Annotated in this window: 13 protein-coding genes; 9 read left to right on the top strand and 4 right to left on the bottom strand. The window is 71.4% G+C overall.

Annotated features, from left to right (window positions below; genetic code table 11):
- Positions 1-3 precede the first annotated feature (3 nt).
- The 9 genes from BLT21_RS00065 to BLT21_RS00025 are packed head-to-tail and all read left to right on the top strand — an operon-like array spanning position 4 to position 14,079.
- Entirely contained in the window at positions 4-969 is a 966-nt protein-coding gene (locus BLT21_RS00065; protein WP_091497118.1) for an AAA family ATPase, read from the top strand.
- The gene (locus tag BLT21_RS00060) at positions 966-2,321 is read left to right on the top strand and encodes a DUF58 domain-containing protein (RefSeq protein WP_091497113.1); all 1,356 of its coding nucleotides are present in this window, start codon (positions 966-968) and stop codon (positions 2,319-2,321) included. Before BLT21_RS00065 ends, BLT21_RS00060 begins: the two co-directional genes overlap by 4 nt.
- Positions 2,318-4,867 carry a transglutaminase domain-containing protein gene (locus tag BLT21_RS00055; RefSeq protein WP_256335855.1) on the top strand — a complete coding sequence of 850 codons (2,550 nt, stop codon included), beginning with the start codon at positions 2,318-2,320 and terminating at the stop codon, positions 4,865-4,867. The genes BLT21_RS00060 and BLT21_RS00055 overlap by 4 nt, the downstream gene beginning before the upstream one ends.
- A 51-nt stretch (positions 4,868-4,918) precedes the next feature.
- Positions 4,919-6,220 carry an FHA domain-containing protein gene (locus BLT21_RS00050; protein ID WP_091497105.1) on the top strand — a complete coding sequence of 434 codons (1,302 nt, stop codon included), beginning with the start codon at positions 4,919-4,921 and terminating at the stop codon, positions 6,218-6,220.
- Entirely contained in the window at positions 6,217-7,071 is an 855-nt protein-coding gene (locus BLT21_RS00045) for a PP2C family protein-serine/threonine phosphatase (RefSeq protein ID WP_091497102.1), read from the top strand. Before BLT21_RS00050 ends, BLT21_RS00045 begins: the two co-directional genes overlap by 4 nt.
- Positions 7,064-8,338, top strand: a complete 1,275-nt coding sequence (locus BLT21_RS00040) for a serine/threonine-protein kinase (RefSeq protein ID WP_143024907.1) — start codon at positions 7,064-7,066, stop codon at positions 8,336-8,338. Before BLT21_RS00045 ends, BLT21_RS00040 begins: the two co-directional genes overlap by 8 nt.
- 5 nt (positions 8,339-8,343) lie before the next feature.
- Positions 8,344-9,108: a hypothetical protein gene (locus BLT21_RS00035; RefSeq protein ID WP_091500603.1), complete on the top strand. Its 765-nt coding sequence runs from the start codon at positions 8,344-8,346 to the stop codon at positions 9,106-9,108.
- A gap of 31 nt (positions 9,109-9,139) precedes the next feature.
- Positions 9,140-13,120: an ATP-dependent RNA helicase HrpA gene (gene hrpA / locus BLT21_RS00030; RefSeq protein ID WP_091497094.1), complete on the top strand. Its 3,981-nt coding sequence runs from the start codon at positions 9,140-9,142 to the stop codon at positions 13,118-13,120.
- A gap of 17 nt (positions 13,121-13,137) precedes the next feature.
- A complete protein-coding gene (locus BLT21_RS00025) occupies positions 13,138-14,079 on the top strand; it encodes a quinone oxidoreductase family protein (protein WP_091497091.1) in 942 nt (313 codons plus the stop codon).
- A 75-nt stretch (positions 14,080-14,154) separates the two neighbouring features.
- On the opposite strand, the gene mmsB is transcribed toward BLT21_RS00025, so the two are convergent.
- The 4 genes from mmsB to BLT21_RS00005 form a co-directional block, all read right to left on the bottom strand.
- A complete protein-coding gene (mmsB, locus tag BLT21_RS00020; RefSeq protein WP_091497087.1) occupies positions 14,155-15,387 on the bottom strand; it encodes a multiple monosaccharide ABC transporter permease in 1,233 nt (410 codons plus the stop codon).
- A 23-nt stretch (positions 15,388-15,410) separates the two neighbouring features.
- The gene (gene mmsA, locus BLT21_RS00015; RefSeq protein WP_091497081.1) at positions 15,411-16,940 is read right to left on the bottom strand and encodes a multiple monosaccharide ABC transporter ATP-binding protein; all 1,530 of its coding nucleotides are present in this window, start codon (positions 16,938-16,940) and stop codon (positions 15,411-15,413) included.
- Positions 16,941-17,037: 97 nt separating this feature from the next.
- Positions 17,038-18,162, bottom strand: coding sequence for a multiple monosaccharide ABC transporter substrate-binding protein (gene chvE / locus BLT21_RS00010; protein ID WP_176786772.1), 1,125 nt, complete (start codon positions 18,160-18,162; stop codon positions 17,038-17,040).
- Between the two features lie 63 nt (positions 18,163-18,225).
- A partial coding sequence (locus tag BLT21_RS00005; RefSeq protein ID WP_176786771.1) for a class II aldolase/adducin family protein occupies positions 18,226-18,636 on the bottom strand: 411 nt, incomplete at its 5' end.

The raw sequence follows: 18,636 nt of genomic DNA, 5'->3' as shown, positions 1-18,636 counted from the left end.
ATCATGAGCATCACCCCGGAGCAGACCACGTGGTTCCAGGAGACGTTCGCGACGCTCGTCGACAACGTCGAGACCGTCGTGCTCGGCAAGCGGCACGTGATCGAGCTGGCGTTCACCGCGATGGTCTCCGAGGGCCACCTGCTGCTGGAGGACTACCCGGGCACGGGGAAGACCTCGCTCGCCCGGGCGATGGGACAGTCGGTCGACGGCACGAGCAGCCGCATCCAGTTCACTCCCGACCTGCTTCCGGGCGACGTCACCGGCATCACCGTCTACGACCAGAGCCGGGGCGAGTTCGAGTTCCACCAGGGGCCGATCTTCGCCAACATCGTCCTCGCCGACGAGATCAATCGCGCATCGCCGAAGACCCAGTCGGCGCTGCTCGAGGTCATGGAGGAGGGACAGGTGACGGTCGACGGCGTGAGCCGACGCGTCGGCGTGCCGTTCCTCGTCGTGGCGACCCAGAACCCGGTGGAGCAGGCGGGCACGTATCGCCTGCCCGAGGCGCAGCTCGATCGCTTCCTGCTGAAGACGTCGCTCGGCTACCCCGACCACGCAGCGACGGTCCGCATCCTGGAGGGCGCCGCCGAGGCGCGGCATGAGGTCTCCCCCGTGATCAGCCCGCAGGGGATCGTGAGCATGGCCGACATCGCCCGGGGGGTCTATCTGGACTCGCTCGTCCTGGACTACATCGCGCGGCTCGTCGAGGCGACGCGTCTTGCGACGCAGGTGCGTCTCGGCGTCAGCGTGCGCGGTGCGATCGCGCTGACGAAGGCGGCGAAGACCTGGGCGGTCGCACACGGACGCAGCTACGTCACGCCGGACGACGTCAAGGCGCTCGCCGAGCCGGTGCTGGCGCACCGTCTCATCCTCGACCCGGAGGCGGAGTTCGACGGCGTGACCGCGGGCGCGGTCGTCGGACAGGTGCTGCTCGACACGGTGCCGCCCAGCCAGAGAGAGGCCGTGTGAGCTTCGACACCGAGTCACGCCTCACCCGCACGTCGATCGCCGACGGCACGGGCTTCGCGCGCACGCGCTTCGGCACGACCGGCCGCACCACGGCGCTCGCGGTGCGCGGCGTGCAGTCGTGGCGTCGGATGCGGCGCGCGACGACCTCGACCCTGCGATGGATCTCGGAGACGGTCACCGTCGCGGGCTGGCTCGTCGTCTCCACGGCCGCCGTCGGGCTGGGAACCGGGCTCGGGTTCGGGCTCCTCGAACTCGCAGCGGCGGGCGCCGCCGCGCTCGTGCTCCTGCTCCTGTCCATCCCGTTCCTCTTCAGCGCGCGCGCGTACGAGGTCTCGCTGCGACTCGAGCACGATCGGGTGGTCGCCGGCTCGGAGGTCGTCGGCACCCTCGTCGTGACCAACGTCGGCAACGCACCGGCCCTGCCCGGACGCATCGACGTGCCGGTCGGCGACGGCATCGTGGACGTGCACGTCCCGCTGCTGCGACACGACCAGACGTACACCGAGCAGGTGCTCATACCGACGCGCCGGCGCGGCATCATCACGATCGGCCCCGCCCGGACCGTGCGCGGCGACCCGCTCGGCATCCTCAAGCGCGAGGGCACATGGGACGACGTGCACACCCTCTACGTGCATCCGGTCACCACGACCCTCCGCAGCACGACGACCGGCTACATCCGCGATCTCGAGGGCAGCGCGTCGCGCACGGTCGTCGACGCCGACTTCTCGTTCCACGCGATCCGCCCCTACGTGGCCGGCGACTCGCAGCGTCAGATCCACTGGAAGTCGACCGCCAAGACCGGCACGCTCATGGTGCGGCAGTACGAGGAGACGCGACGCAGCCGTATGATCATCGCGCTCGCCGCCGGCGAGGACGAGTTCGCGTCGGACGACGAGTTCGAGCTCGCGGTGAGCGCGGCCGCGTCACTCGCCCTGCGCGGGATCCGCGACGGACGCGACGTCGACGTCGTGGTCGGCGGCGAGGTGCCGGAGTTCGCGCGGCGTCGGGTCCGCACCATCCGGGAGCTCACCACGGTCACCACCCGCACCCTGCTCGACGACCTCTCGGGTCTGGAGCGCATCGAGCACGTCAGCCCGCTGCGCGACGCCGCGTCGCTCGCGGCGGAGAGCCACCCCGACGTCTCGATCGCGTTCCTCGTGTGCGGCTCGCCCCTCACTCCCGCGCAGCTGCAGTCCGCCGCCCTCGCCTTCCCGGCCGCCGTCGGCGTCGTGGCGATCGTCTGCTCGCCGGCGGCCGAGCCCGGCTTCCGCGCACTCGGGAACATGTCGGTCGTGTCCATCGGCCTGCTCGACGACCTCCGGCAACTGCTCTCGCGGGCGGCACAGACGTGAGCGACGCGAACGATAACGGCGCAGACGTGAGCGGCGCGGACGTGGGCACACCCGCACGACGCGATCGTCGTTCGCTGCGTGCGCCGCGGACACCTCGGCGCACGCTCGTGATGCAGGCGGCCCTCCTCGACCTCGTGATGGTGGTGGGCGCGTTCGCGGCGTGGCCGATCTACCGGGATACCGCCTTCGTCGTCCTCGTCCTCGTGGCCCTCGTGGCGGGCAACGCGGTCGCCGCGGCGGGTCTGCGATGGCGCTGGAACGGGTGGTGGCTCGCGCTGGCGACCATCGCCGCGTACCTCGTCCTCGGGCTCCCGCTCGCATCCCCGGGCTCCCTCACGTCCCCCGCGCAGGCCGTGGTCGGCCTGCGCGGCGTCGCGACCGCCCCCGTGACAGGGTGGAAGGATCTGCTGACGCTCGATCTGCCCCTCGGCAGCTACCAGGCGACACTCGCCCCAGCGCTCCTGATCTTCCTGTCCGTCCCGGTGCTCGCGTTGACGATCGCGTGGCGTGGCGGACGGTGGTGGCCGCTGGCGGTGGTGACGGCGCTCGTCCCCGCTCTGTTCGGCATCGCCTTCGGAGACACCGCGACCGCGCCCGCCGTGAACCTCGGACCGCTCTCGGTCGGCCGCGAGGCCGTCGTCGGCGTGGCTGTCCTGGTGGCCGCTCTCGCGGCGGTCGTCTGGCGGACCGTCGTCGAACGCCGCCGCGCGCTCGCCACCGCGACGGCGGCGAGCGGCGCGCGCGCCAGCGGACGTCCGTTGCGGGGCGTCGCCGGTCGCGTCGCGACAGCGGTGGGCATGGTCGCCATCGCCGTCGTCGCCGCGTCGGCGGTCGCCCCCTGGGCCCTCGCGGGGGCGACCCGCGACGTCCTGCGGTCCGAGATCGACCCGCGCCTGGAGCTCGCCGCCGAGCTGAGCCCGCTCGGCCAGTACCGCGCCGTCTTCGCGGACGACCGCTACGAGCAGACGCTCTTCCGCGTCGAGGCGCCGGCCGGGATCGATCGTGTCCGACTGGCGACGCTGCCCTTCTACGACGGCCGCGCCGCCCGCGTGGTCGATGCCGCCGCCGCGTCCGCGGATGCGCGGTCGTCCTTCTCCCGGGTGCCCTCGACCCTTGCCGCGCCGGCCGGGTCGTCGAGCGGAAGCGCGCGCTTCGTCGTCGAGGAGTGGAACGAGGTGTGGATGCCGACGGTCGGCGATGTGACCTCCGTCAACTTCGAGGGAGGCGGCGCCGCGACCCTCGCCGACGGCTTCTACTACAACGCCGAGACCGCTGCGGGCGTGCAGCTCTCCGACACGGGATTCGCCCCCGGGACCGCGTACCGCCAGGCGACGGCCTTCGTATCGGACGGACCCGCCCTGACCGGGCTGGAACCCGCGCGCACCGGTCCGACGCTCGGCGACGACCTCGTTCCGGAGAGCCTCGTCCGGTGGGTCGACGAGCATGCCGCCGGGAAGGGCGGCGTCGCCCTGGCCGACCTCATCGACCTCCTCCGTGCCCGCGGCTTCCTCAGCCATGCGCTCGTCATCGACCCGGCGTCGCCGCCGCTGTGGGCCGAAGCGCTCGGAGATTACGCCTTCCAGCCGAGCCGTGCCGGGCACTCGACCGACAGGATCGAGCAGCTGTTCGCCGCGCTGCTGGCCCGCGAGGACGAGGTGGGAGGCGACGACGACGCTGCGCTGGTCGCGGGGGTCGGCGACGACGAGCAGTTCGCCGTGGCGGCGATGATGATCGCCGATCGGTTGGGATTCGACGCGCGCATCGTGGTCGGTGCCCGGCTCGCGTCGGACGACGAGTCGCTCGCAGCCTGCGATGCGGGGGTATGCACGGCGGGCGACCTCGCCGCGTGGGTCGAGGTCCGCGGCGCGGGCTCCGACTGGGTCGCGGTCGACGTGACCCCCCAGCACACGGCGTTCCCCTCGCCCGATACGCAGCAGCGGCAGGATCCGAAGAACCCCACGGAGGTCCGCCAGGAACAGGCCGAGGTCGTCCAGCCCGCCGACGCCGATCCGAGCGACGGCGGCCGCAGCCCCGGCGACGACACCACCGGCGCCACCGACCTGACGGCCCTGTGGGCGGCGCTGCGTGTCGGAGGCGTGTCGCTGCTCGTCTTGCTGCTCGTGATCGGACCGTTCGCGCTCGTGGTGCTTGTCAAACTCGTTCGCCGACGTGCGCGCCGCGCGAGCCCCGACCCGGTCGAGCGCTTCACGGGCGGGTGGCAGGAGTTCGTCGACGCCGCGGTCGACCACGGTATGCCCGGGCCCGGCGCGCAGACGCGGCACGAGCTCGTCGCCGCCTACGGCGGCTCGCCCGGAGCCGCCGAGCTGGCGACCCTCGCCGACCGGTCGGTCTTCGACGTGCGACCGCCCGACGAGGCCGAGGGCGAGCGGTTCTGGCGCATCGTCGATGCCGAGCGCACCCGGCTGGACGACGGACTGAGCGCGTGGGCGCGACTGCGCGCGCAGATCTCCCTGCGATCCCTCCTCCGGCGCAGCGCCCGCGCGGGAGCCGCGCAACGGCTCCCACGCGACCGTCGGGATCGATAGGGTGGCACGCGGCAGGCGCGGGACACACCGCGCGCGAGGGCAGGAGAACAGGTGAGGGCACACGGCATTCCCGTCGAGCTGGCACTCGAGGTCATGGCGCTCGGTGGAGGCCGCGCCGATCCATCGGGGGCGTTCGCGGCCCTGGGGATCGTGCCGGCGCTCGCGGGCATCGCGATCTACGTGTGGACCGCGCTCACGCTCACTGCGGTGTTCCGCAAGACCGGCATCGAGACCTGGCGGGCGTGGGTCCCCGTGCTCAATGTCTGGGAGCTCTTCGTGCTGGCCGGCATGCGCGGCTGGTGGGCGGCGGTGCTCGCCGGGGGCTCGGTGATCGTCGCCGCCGTCGCGGGACTGATCGCGGGACTCTTCGCGGGGATCGCCCTCAACGCCGGCTTCGGCGGCGACGCGGGCAGCGCCGCCGGCGCTCTCGCCGCCGCCGCGATCGTGCCGGCCCTCATCTGGATCGCCTTCCTGGCGTTCGCGCTCGTCATCCAGGTCCGGATGATCCGCGCGCTGTGCCGGGGCTTCGGTCTCGGCACCGGCTTCGTCGTGCTGGGCGCGGTGCTCTTCCCGGTGTGGGCGAGCATCGTGGGGTGGGGATCTGCACGCTGGCTCGGCCGCGAGGTCGCGCCCGAGGCTGAGGCGGGTCGCTCCGACGACACGGCCGCGCCCCGCCGCAGCTCCGCCGACGCGACGCGCACGAGCGCCTCGGCGGCCTCGGCGCCGAGCGCTCCGGTCTTCGCACCGCCGAGCGGCGACGCCGCGGCGGTGACCGGCCCCGCTGTACCGCCGGCTCCCGCACCGGAGCCGATCAGCGCCAGCCCGTGGGCTCCACCGCCTCCGCCGGTCGAGCTCGAGCCCGCGAGCAGCGCGCCGCAGGTCTGGAGCGCGCCGCCCGTCGCGCCCCCCGTCGCAGCGCCCGTGGCGGCGCCGTTCGCCTCAGCGCCCGCAGCGGCGTCGTTCGCCTCAGCGGCGCCCGCCGGCGCCGACGCGAACGACGACGTCGACGATCACACCGTCCTCGCCGTACGACGCGCACCGCAGACGACGCTCGCGCTGCCGGACGGATCGACCGTGCTCCTGTCGTCGGCGACCGTCGTGCTCGGACGCAACCCGCTGGCCCCCGACGGCGTCGTCGACGCCCAGCTCGTGCCGATCGACGACGTCAGCCGCACCGTCTCCAAGACCCACGCGATGCTCCGACAGACGGACTCCGGTTGGATCGTCACCGACCTCGCCTCGACGAACGGGGTCTTCGTCGGGTCCGACGCCGTCGAGGCGGTCGGACCCGTCGCCGTCGTCGACGTGTTCCACCTCGGCGACGCCGAGCTGCGGCTCTCCGAGGCCGGATGACGCCCGCGACCGCGCCGATCGACGTCCATGTCACGAGCGGCAGTCGCACAGACACCGGACGTCGTCGCACCGTCAACGAGGACGCGCTCCTCGCCGCGTACCCTGTGTTCGTCGTCGCCGACGGGATGGGCGGGCACGACGCCGGCGATCGGGCGTCGGCGGCCGTCATCGAGGTGTTCCGTCCGCTCGTGGGGCGCGACGACCTGCGACCGGAGGAGGTCGCGGATGCCGTGGAGCGCGCGCACTCGGCGGTCGCCGCGGTGGCGGCGGGAACCGAGCGCGGCGCTGGCTCGACCCTCTCGGGGGTCGTCGCCGTGCAGCAGGCGGGCGCCCCGCGCTGGCTCATCGTCAACGTCGGCGACTCCCGCGTGTACCGGCTGCTCGCCGAGCGACTCGAGCAGCTGACCATCGATCACTCGGTCGCCCAGGAGCTCGTGGATGCGGGCGAGCTCTCGCGGCTCGAGATGTCGACGTATGCGGGACGCAATGTCATCACGCGCGCGATCGGCGGCGAGCACAGCCGTGCCGACTACTGGCTCATCCCGATCGTGACGGGCGAGCGCATCATCGTCTGCTCCGACGGCCTCACGGGCGAGATCTCCGACGAGGCCCTGCGCGCGGGCCTCATGATGGGCGGCTCACCCGCGCAGACGGCCGAGTCGCTCGTCGCGCAGGCGCTCGCCCACGGCGGACGCGACAACATCAGCACGATCGTCCTGGACGTCGTGGCCGGCGGAATCAGTCCCCGCCTCGAGGACACGACCGGCGACATCATGAACAGCGAATCCGTCACCTCCACCGTCGAGGTCGCGACGGCCCGGTCCCCTCGCCGGCGGGTGGACCGTGGCTGAGCTCCGTCGCCGTTCCCGTGGCGCCGCGCCTGCCGTGGAGCTGCCGACCGGGCTCTCGTTCGAGCGTTTCCTGGCCGCCGGCGAGCGCGCCGATCTCCACCTCTGCCGGGATGCCGCCCAATCCCGGCAGGTCGTGGTGAAGGTTTTCCGACGCCCGCTCGCGGACAGCGAGCTTGAGATCTTCCCGGCGGCGACGTCGCGCCTGATCGCGCTCTCGGCGCACCCGAGCATCGCCACGGTCCATCGGGCGGGCACGTCGTCGGACGGTCGTCCCTACATCGTGCTCGAGTACTGCTCGCAGCCGGACCTCGCCGAGACCACGGCTCGCGGCCCGGCCAGCGTCCCCGAAGCCCTGCGCCTGCTGATCCGGCTGTGCGGGGCGCTCGAGAGCGCGCATCGAGCGGGCCTGGCGCACGGGCGGGTCGGAATCGAGCGCGTGCTCACCACGCCTTACGGGTGGCCCGCGATGATCGGCTTCGACTCCGATGCCGTGCTGCGTGGCCGCGCGGACACCGCGACGACCGAGACCCGCGCCGCGGACGTCCGGGGATTGGCGGTCGCTGCCGCTGAGCTGCTGACGGGCCGCCCGATCGCCGAATCCGCCGCAGGCTCGACGCACGAGGATGCGATTCCCGTCGCCCTCGAGTCGCTCATTCTCGCGACGCTCGACGCGGCGGTGGGCACGGGGCCCTCCGCCGCGGACTTCGGCCACGCCTTGCAGCGCATCGAGGCGGATCTCCATCTGCCGATCACGCACCTCGACGTCGGCGATGTCGGCGATGTCGGCAACAACCCCGATGACCCCGACGACCGCACCGTCCTGTCGAGCCGCTCCGGCGAGGACCGCACCGTGCTCGTGGACCGCCGGGATCGCGCCGCCGGCGCGGAGGCCGCCGCACCCGACGAGACCGTTCTCGTGGAACGCCGCGGACCCGGCCCCGACACGGCCGGAGCCGACCAGGCGGACGATGAGTCGACGATGCTCGCCCGCCGTTCGCCGCGCAGCCCCGTCGAGAAGGATCACGTCGCCGCGGATCGCGCCGCAGCCGTGCCCGACGGCAGGCGCGAGCGATACCGACCCCGCGCGCAGCGCGCGTCACCCGAGGTCGAGCGCCTTCACATCGAGCAGCCCGTCCGCCGCCACGACGGTCCGGCGGCGCGACGCCGGGGACCGCGGGTCGCGGTCGTCGCCGTCATCACAGCCGGGGTCGTCATCCTCGGCACCGCCGCCACTGTCGTGGCGATGGTCATCGGAGGAGGAGTATGACCGCCATGGATCAGGACACCGGCGAGCACGAGCGGGACCAGCCGGATGCCCCCGCCGACGAGAGCGTCGCGATCGAGTTCTGCGGCGAGTGGTTCCGACCGGTCGCGGGCACCACGTACGCGATCGGACGCGACGCCGATCTCATCATCGACACCAACCCCTATCTGCATCGCCGTCTCCTGGCGATCGACGCCGAGCACGGGCTGTGGTGGCTCTCCAACACCGGGCAGTCCATCTCGGTGAGCCTCGCCACCCCCGACGGCGCCTATCAGGCCGTCCTCGGCCCCGGCGCCCGAGTGCCGCTCGTGTTCCCGGCCCTGGTGGTCATGTTCACGGCAGGGGCCTTCACGTACGAGCTCACCGTCCACACCGACGGGTCGCGCTTCACCGTGCGCGACGCCTTCCCCCGCACGGTGGACGAGCACGTCGGCACGACCACCGTCGGGGCGGTGGCGCTCACGGCGAGCCAGCGCCTGCTGCTCGTGGCGATGTGCGAGCCCATCCTGCGCGGCGGCATGGTCGGGTCGAGCCAGGTGCCGACGTCTGCGGCCGCAGCCGAGCGGCTCGGCTGGCCGCTGACGACGTTCAATCGCAAACTCGACAACGTCTGCGACAAGCTCGACCGCGAGGGCGTCCGGGGTCTGCGGGGCGGCGTGGGCAAACTCGCCACGAACCGTCGCGCACGGCTCGTCGAGCATGCCGTCCTGTCGCGCCTCGTGACCGCCGCCGATCTGCCGCTGCTCGACGAGGCCGGCGCGCAGAAGTCCTGAGCGGCGCTGTGTCGTCGTACGATGGAGGGCTGTGTCCTCGCCCGCCCCTGTGATCTCCTTCCCGCCCGAGCTGCCGGTCAGCGCGGCTCGGGACGAGATCGCGCGCGCCATTCGCGATCACCAGGTCGTGATCGTCGCGGGTGCCACGGGCTCGGGCAAGACCACGCAGCTGCCGAAGATCTGTCTCGAGCTCGGCCGCACCAGCATCGCTCACACGCAGCCGCGCCGCATCGCCGCGCGGACCGTGGCCGAACGCATCGCCGCCGAGATGGAGGTGCCGCTCGGCGGCGCGGTCGGGTACAAGGTGCGGTTCACCGACCAGGTGTCCGCCGACACCCGGGTCGCGCTCGTCACCGACGGCATCCTGCTCAACGAGATCCACCGCGATCGGCTGCTGCGCCGCTACGACACGATCATCATCGACGAGGCGCACGAGCGCTCGCTCAACATCGACTTCCTCCTGGGCTATCTCCGCCGCATCCTCCCCCGTCGCCCCGATCTGAAGGTCATCGTGACCTCGGCGACGATCGATCCCGAGAGTTTCGCGGCCCATTTCGCCGACGCGGCGGGCGCTCCCGCGCCGATCATCGAGGTGTCGGGTCGCACCTATCCGGTCGAGGTCCGCTACCGGCCGCACGACGACACGGGTGACGACCACGCGGCCGCCGACGACGTCGACGGTCTGGTCGCCGCGCTGCGCGAGCTCGACCGCGAGTCGGACGGCGACGTGCTCGTGTTCCTCCCGGGCGAGGCGGAGATCCGAGACGCGATGGACGCCGTGCGGTCGGCGTACGCGCGGGACGCGCGTCCGACCGAGGTGCTCCCCCTGTACGGCCGGCTCTCCGCCGCCGAGCAGCATCGCGTCTTCGAGCCCTCCCGCGTCGCCGGGGTCCGCCGACGCGTCATCCTCGCCACCAACGTCGCCGAGACGAGCCTGACCGTCCCCGGCATCCGCTACGTCGTCGACGCCGGTACGGCACGCATCTCGCGCTACAGCAACCGGTCGAAGATCCAGCGACTGCCGATCGAGGCCGTCTCGCAGGCATCGGCGCAGCAGCGCGCCGGGCGCGCGGGCCGCACCTCCCCCGGTATCGCCGTCCGCCTCTACGCCGAGGATGACTTCGCCTCACGCCCGGAGTTCACCGAGCCCGAGATCCTCCGCACGTCCCTGGCGTCGGTCGTCCTGCAGATGCTCGCGCTGGGATTCGGTGACATCGCCGACTTCCCGTTCCTGACGCCACCCGATTCCCGTGGCGTGAAGGCCGCGTTCGATCTGCTCGTCGAGCTGCGCGCGGTGCGCCGCGATGACGCCGGCGGGTGGCGGCTCACCGACACCGGCCGCGAGATCTCGCGCATCCCGATCGACCCGCGGTTCGCCCGCATGCTGATCGAGGCGCGAGCGCTCGGCGTCTCTCGCGACGTGCTCGCGATCGTCGCGGGGATGTCGATCCAGGACGTCCGCGAGCGCCCCGAGGAGAGGCGCGATGAGGCCGACCGGCTGCACGCACGCTTCACCGACCCCACGAGCGATTTCCTCACGCTGCTGAACCTCTGGAACCACCTGCAGGACCAGCAGCGCGAGCTGGGCTCGAGCGCGTTCCGCCGCGCCTGCCGAGCCGAGCACCTGAACTACGTGCGCGTGCGCGAGTGGTTCGACGTCCACCGGCAGCTCAGCGCCCTCGGCCGCGGCGACCGCGGCCGTCGCGACCGAGACGATCGCCGCGATCGTCCAGCGCCCGACGATGCCTCGACCACCGCCCCCGCGCCGGGCGCCGCCCACCCCGACCGGGTGCATCGCGCCATCCTCGCCGGACTTCTCTCGCAGATCGGCGTGCTCGACACCCGCAGCACCACGGCGAGCCGCCCGACCGGCGGTCGCGGCGGGAGCGCCAAGCCGCAGCGGCAGCGTGCCGAGTACCGCGGCGCCCGCGGCGCCAAGTTCGCGATCTTCCCCGGCTCGGGGCTGCGCAAGGCATCGCCCGACGCGGTCATGGCCGCCGAGCTCGTCGAGACCTCGCGCCTCTACGCCCGCACCGCGGCGGCGATCGATCCGGCCTGGGCCGAAGACCTCGCCGGCGACCTCGCCCATCGCTCGATGAGCGACCCGCACTGGTCGAAGGATGCCGGAGCGGCCGTCGCGGCCGAGAAGGTGACGCTCTTCGGGGTCGAGATCGTACCGCGGCGTCGCGTGCAGCTCGCCGGACGCGACCGCGAGCTCGCGCGCGAGCTCTTCCTCCGACACGCCCTGGTCGAGGGCGACTGGAACTCCGCGCACCTCGACAAGCGGCTCACGGCCTTCGAGCGTCGCAACCTCGAGCTGCGTCGGCGCCTGGAGAAGATCGAGGAACGCGAGCGCCGCCGCGACATCCTGGTCGGCGACGAGGCGGTGTTCGCCTTCTATGACGCGCGCCTCCCGCGCGACGTGTTCGACGTGCGGTCGTTCGAAGCCTGGTGGCGCGACGCCGCGACCCGCACACCGCGCCTGCTCGACATGACCGAGAGCGACCTCGCGGGGGACGCCGCCGGAGGCGATGAGCGGGCGTTCCCCGCGCGCTGGCGGCAGGGCGACCAGGTGCTCTCGCTCGCCTACCGGTTCGAACCGGGTTCGCCCGACGACGGAGTCAGCGTCGTCGTCCCGGTCGCCCTGCTCGCCTCACTCCGGCCCGACGGCTTCGACTGGCAGGTGCCGGGCCTCCGCGACGAGCTGATCGCCGGTCTGCTGCGCGCGCTGCCGAAGGCCGTCCGCCGCCATGTCGTCCCCGCTGCGGACTGGGCCTCGCGATTCGCCGAGGAGCTCGCCGGCGAGGGGCCGGAGTCCCGCGACGGTCTGCCCCCGCGCACCCTCCGCGACGCACTCGCCGCACGCATCCAGCGGGTCGCGAACCAGCCGGTGACGGCGGCCGACTTCGATCTCGAGCGGGTGCCCGCGCACCTGTCGATGTCGTTCCGTGCCGTCGACGAGCGCGGCCGCCCGCTCGGTTCCTCCCGCGACCTCTCGGAGCTGCAGCAGAACCTCGAGGGACGCAGCCGGGCGTCGGTCGCCCGCTCACTCGCGAGGGCGGCGCCACGACCGGGCGCGCAGCCCGCAGCAGCACCGGCGTCCGGCGGTGGTCGCGGCTCGGGTACACCAGGGGCGGGCGTCGCCGAGCAGGCCGGCTTGACGGACTGGAGCTTCGGGGATCTGCCGGAACTCGTCGACACGCGCGTTGCCGGCGGTGTCGTCCGCGGCTATCCCGCGCTCGTGGACGAGGGGTCGACGGTCGCGTTGCGGATCGAGGCGACACCCGAGCGCGCGGCCCGCCTGACCCGCACGGGGGTCCGCCGGCTCGTGCTGCTGTCGGTCCCGTCGCCCGCCGCGTACGTGCTCGACCATCTCACTGCGTCCGAGAAGCTCGCCCTCGCGGCGTCCCCATACCCGTCGGCCAAGGCCCTCATCGAGGACGCGCGCGTCGCCGTCGCCGATGCCGTGATCGATCGCACCACGGCTTCGGTCCGCACCTCCGCGCAGTTCCAGGCGGTCCGCGATGCGTTCTCGGCCGCCGTGGTCGACGAGCTGTTCCAGACCGTGTCGCTGAGTGCCCGCATCCTCACCCTGCAGCGCGACGTCGAGCGGGCGATCCGCAAAGAGAACTCGATGGTGCTCCTCGCCGCGCTCGGTGACGTGAAGCAGCAGCTGGCCGGACTGGTCTTCCCCGGTTTCCTGGCACGGACCGGGACGGCGCGCCTCGCTCACCTGCCGCGTTATCTCCAAGCCGCGCTCGAGCGCGTGACGACGCTCAGCGACAACCCCGGTCGCGACCGCCAGCGGCTGACCGAATACGAGCGTGCGGCGGCGCTGTTCACCGAGGCGGGCGGGACCATGCCGGTGCCCGACGACGCGCCGCCGAGCCTGCGCCGTGCGCGGTGGCTGCTCGAGGAGTATCGCGTGAGCCTCTTCGCCCAGCGGCTCGGCACCGCCGAGCCCGTCTCGATCCAGCGGATCACGAAGACGCTCGCCGGCAAGGACGGCTGAATCGGTAGCGTGGCATCATGGTCCACGCAGTGACGTATTCAGAGTTCGGCGGACCCGAGGTCCTCACCCTCCGTGAGATCGAGGTCCCCTCCCCCGGTGCCGGCGAGGTGCGCGTCCGCATCACCGCGGCCGGGGTGAACCCGATCGACCACAAGCTGCGTGCCGGCCTGCGGCCGTCCGCCACGATCTCGACGCCGCGGCGGGTCGGGAGCGACGGCGCGGGTGTGGTCGCCGAGGTCGGCGCCGGGGTCGACGGCTTCCGTGTGGGCGACGAGGTCGTGGTGTTCGGCGCGAGCGGCGTCTACGCCGACGAGGTCGTCGTGACCCCCGAGAAGCTCGCACCGCTGCCCGCGGGAGTGTCCTTCGCCATGGGTGCGGCGCTCGGCATCCCGGTCGCGACTGCCTACCAGGCGTTGCGGTCCCTCGACGTCGGTCCCGCCGACACCCTGTTGCTGCACGGCGGCAGCGGGTCGGTCGGCCAGGCGGCGATCCAGTTCGCCCGCCTGCGGGGCGCATCGGTCGTCGCCACCGCGAGCACGGCGCGCGCCGAACGCGTCCGCGAGCTCGGCGCGACCGCAGTGGCGTACGGCGACGGCCTGGCGGACCGCGTGCGCGCGGCTGCGCCGCAGGGCGTGACGGTGGCGCTCGACTGCGCGGGAACCGACGAAGCGCTCGACGTCTCGCTCGAACTGGTCGCCGACCGCGCTCGCATCGCGACCGTCGTGCGCGGTGCGGATGCCGCCGGCCTGGGCATCCGCGCTTTCTCGGGTGGCAGCCCCGAACCGCTGACCCCGCAGCAGCTCGCGTGGCGTGCCGAGGCGATCCCGGTCGTGGCGGCGCTGCTCGCGGCGGGCGCGTTCCGCGTCGAGCTGGGTCCCGAGCTGCCGCTTTCCGAGGCCGCCGAGGCGCACCGCCTCGTCGCGGCGCACACACCGGGCAAGATCACCCTGCTGCCCTGACACGACGAAGCGGCGCTCGCGCCGGCGAACCCCTGCGGGTGCCGGCGCGAGCGCCGCCGTGTTCGGGCTCGTGCGTCAGTTGCCCGAGCGCCGCTTGTTGTAGACGTCGAATGCGACCGCCAGAAGCAGCACGAGACCCTTCACGGCCTGCTGCCATTCGATGCCGATACCCATGATCGACATGCCGTTGTTGAGCACACCGATGATGAGGCCGCCGATGATCGCGCCGCCGATCGTGCCGACGCCGCCCTGCACCGCCGCGCCGCCGATGAACGCGGCCGAGATCGCCTCGAGCTCGAAGCCGTCGCCGGCCTTCGGACCGGCGAGGTTCAGACGAGCGGTGAAGATGAGGCCGGCGAGGGCCGCGAGCACGCCCATGTTCACGAACAGCCAGAAGTCGGCACGACGCGTCTTGATACCCGAGAGCTCGGCCGCGTGGCGGTTGCCGCCGATCGCGTAGATGTGGCGCCCGAAGACGGAGCGGTTCATGACGATGCCGTAGACCAGCACGAGAACCGCGAGCACGATGAGCGTCACCGGGATGCCCTTGTACGAGGCGAGCGCCCACGCGAACCAGCCGATGACGACGGCGATGAGCACGAGCTTGCCGACGAACCAGACGAGGGGCTCGACGTCCTGCGAGTACTTCTGGCGTCCGGCGCGGGTGCGCCACTGCTGCACGACCAACGCGACGATGCCGAGGGCGCCGATGGCGAGCGTGAACAGATCCGGATCGGACTCGCCGAATATCCCGGCCAGGAACCCGTTGCCAAGCGCTCGGTACTCCGTGGGGAACGAGCCGATGTTGGCGTTGCCGAGCACCACGAGGGCGAGGCCACGGAAGATGAGCATCCCCGCGAGGGTCACGATGAAGGCGGGTATGCCGACGTAGGCGACCCAGAAGCCCTGCCACGCCCCCACGAGAGCGCCGATCAGCAGCGACAGGACGATGGCGAGCCACCACGGCATCCCCATCTTGACGGCGAACACGCCGGAGACGGCGCCGATGAACGCCGCAACCGAACCGACCGAGAGGTCGATGTGCCCGGCGATGATGATCATCACCATGCCGATGGCGAGAACGAGGATGTAGCCGTTCTGCACCACCAGGTTCGACAGGTTCTGCGGGCGCAGCAGGATGCCGTTGGTGAGGATGGCGAAGAGGGCGACCACCGCGATCAGCGCGATGAAGATGCCGTTCTTGCCGAGGTCGGCGAGGATGTGTCCGAGCCACCGGGTGAACCGGTTCTCGTTCGGGTTGATCCCGCCGCCAGCGGCGGTCTCGGGAGCGAGGGTGTTCTGAGACATTCGAGGATCTCCTGCGGCCCCGGTCAGCGGGGCTTCTCCATGGTCATGAGTTTGAGGACCGACTCGGGGCTCGCGTCGGCGATGGGCAGCTCACCCGTGATGCGCCCCTCCGAGAGGGCGTACACGCGGTCGGAGATGCCGAGCAGCTCCGGCAGCTCGGACGAGATCACGATGATCCCCTTCCCGGCTGCCGCGAGCTTGTTGATGATCGTGTAGATCTCGTACTTCGCGCCCACGTCGATGCCGCGCGTGGGCTCGTCGAGGATGAGCACGTCGGGATCGGAGTAGATCCACTTCGACAGCACGACCTTCTGCTGGTTGCCGCCGGAGAGCTTCCCGGTCTTGGCCAGCACCGTCGGCGCCTTGATGTTCATGCTCTTGCGGTACTGGTTGGCGACGGAGAACTCCTCGTTGTCGTCGACCAGACCGGCCTTCTCGAGCTTCTTCAGCGACGCCATCGAGATGTTCCGCTTGATGTCTTCGATGAGGTTCAGACCGTAGGTCTTGCGGTCCTCGGTCGCGTACGCGAGGCCGTTGGCGATCGCCTCGGACACCGTGCGCGTACGGATCTCCTTGCCGCGCACGAAGACCTTGCCCGTGATGCGCGTGCCGTAGCTGTGGCCGAACAGGCTCATCGCGAACTCGGTGCGCCCGGCGCCCATAAGTCCGGCGATCCCGACGATCTCGCCGGCGCGCACCGTCACCGAGACGTCGTCGACGACGACGCGGCTCGGATCCTGCGGGTGGTGCGCGGTCCAGTTCTCGACCCGCAGCAGCTCGTCGCCGATCTGCGGCTCGTGGTCGGGGTAGCGGTGCTCGAGGTCGCGGCCGACCATGTCCTTGATGATGCGGTCCTCGGTCACATCGGTCTTCGAGATCGTCTCGATCGTCTTGCCGTCGCGGATGACCGTCACGGTGTCCGCGACCTTTTTGATCTCGTTCAGCTTGTGGCTGATGATGATCGACGTGATCCCCTGCTCGCGCAGGCTGAGAATCAGGTCCAGCAGGTGGTCGGAGTCCTCGTCGTTGAGCGCCGCGGTCGGCTCGTCGAGGATGAGGAGCTTGACCTCCTTCGACAGGGCCTTCGCGATCTCGACGAGCTGCTGCTTGCCGACACCGATCTGGTTGACCTTGGTCGTCGGATTCTCCTTGAGCCCGACGCGCCGCAGCAGCTCGGCGGCCGCGAAGTTGGTCTTGTTCCAGTCGATGAGGCCGCCGACGCCCTTCCGCTCGTTGTTGAGGAAGATGTTCTCGGCGATCGAGAGGTACGGGCTGAGCGCCAGCTCCTGGTGGATGATGACGATGCCGCGCGCCTCGCTGTCGCGCAGGTTCTTGAATTCGACGGTGTCGCCCGCGTAGACGATCTCACCGTCGTAGGTGCCGTACGGGTACACGCCCGACAGCACCTTCATGAGGGTGGACTTCCCGGCGCCGTTCTCGCCGCAGATCGCGTGGATCTCGCCGCGCTCGACGGCGAGATTGACGTTCGAGAGCGCTTTGACGCCGGGGAAGGTCTTGGTGATCCCGCGCATCTCGAGGATGGTTTCGCTCACGTCTCCGACTTCCTTGTGGGGTGGATGGTGGTTCCGGATGCGGCGGCGGGAGCGTGTCGCTCCCGCCGCCGTTCCGAGGGTGGGCGGATGCCGCGGCTCAGAGACCGAGCTCTTCGGCGGTCCAGTAGCCCGTCTCGACGAGCGCCGACTCGACGTTGTCCTTGACGACGGGCACCGGCGCCAGCAGGTACGAGGGCACGACCTTGACGTCGTTGTCGTACGTCTCGGTGTCGTTGACCTCGGGCTCCTCGCCCTTCAGGGCTGCGGCGGCCATGTCGGCCGCGACCTTCGCGAGCTCACGCGTGTCCTTGAAGATGGTGGCGTACTGCTCACCGGCAAGGATCGCCTTCACCGAGTCGACCTCGGCGTCCTGACCCGAGATGATCGGCCACTCGTCGCCGAGCGAGTAGCCCGCACCCTCGAGGGCGGAGATGATGCCGCGCGAGATGCCGTCGTACGGCGAGAGAACCGCGTCGACCTGCGTGCCGTCGGAGTAGTTCGCCGTGAGGATGTCCTCCATGCGGCTCTGCGCGGTCTCGCCGTCCCAGCGGAGCGTCGCCGCCTGCTCGATGTCGGTCTGACCCGACTTCACCACGAGGGTGCCGTCGTCGATGAGCGGCTCGAGGACCTCCATCGCGCCGTCCCAGAAGAAGAAGGCGTTGTTGTCGTCGAGCGAGCCGGCGAACAGCTCGATGTTGAACGGTCCGGCGGGCGCGCCGTCGAGCGGGTTGCCCTCGAGGTCCGTCAGGCCGAGGCCGTTGAGCACGGTCCACGCCTGCTGACGGCCCACGAGCGCGTTGTCGAACGTCGCGTAGTAGTCGACGTTCTCGGTGCCCTTGATGAGACGGTCGTAGGCGATGACGGGGATGTCGGCGTCCGCCGCGTTCTGGAGGGCCTCGGTCAGCGTCGTGCCGTCGATCGAGGCCACGATGAGAGCCTCGGCGCCCTTCGTGATCATGTTCTCGATCTGCGAGACCTGGGTCGGGATGTCGTCCTCGGCGTACTGGAGGTCGACCTGGTATCCCTGGTCCTCCAGCGCCTTCTTGACGGCGTCGCCGTCCTGGATCCAGCGCTCCGAGCTCTTGGTGGGCATCGCGACGCCGATGAGGCCGCCGTCGCCGCCGCCCTCACCGCCGGCGCCGCCGCCGGTGCTGGAGCATGCCGAGAGCGCGAGGGCGCCGACGGCGAGCGTCGCTGCTGCGTACAGGAACTTCTTGTTCACTGTGTGTCCTTTCCAGTGACTTCACTGTCTTGCGGGAAATGGTGACCGCGCCCCGGTGCGGGGCTACCGGCGGTCGTCGGTGGTCTGTCCGTAAACGTTCTGATACCGGTCGTAGAGCGCATCGATCGCGTCCTGCGGGATCGGGAGGACCTCACCGCCCTGCCGCGCCAGGTGGACCGTGCGAGCCACGTCCTCCACCATCACCGCAGCCTTCACCGCATCCCGCGCACTCGCCCCGACCGTGAACGGCCCATGATTCTGCATCAACACCGCACGAGAACGATGCCCCCGAAGCGTGTCCACGATCCCCCGACCGATCGAATCATCACCGATGATCGCGAACGGCCCCACCGGAACCGGACCCCCGAACTCATCCGCCATCGCCGTGACCACACACGGGATCTCCTCACCCCGCGCCGCCCACGCCACCGCATACGGCGAATGCGTGTGCACCACACCACCCACCTCGGGCAT

Source organism: Microbacterium sp. cf332 (assembly GCF_900102175.1).
In the GTDB taxonomy this organism is placed as follows: domain Bacteria; phylum Actinomycetota; class Actinomycetes; order Actinomycetales; family Microbacteriaceae; genus Microbacterium.
This window is presented reverse-complemented; position numbering and strand designations above follow the sequence as displayed.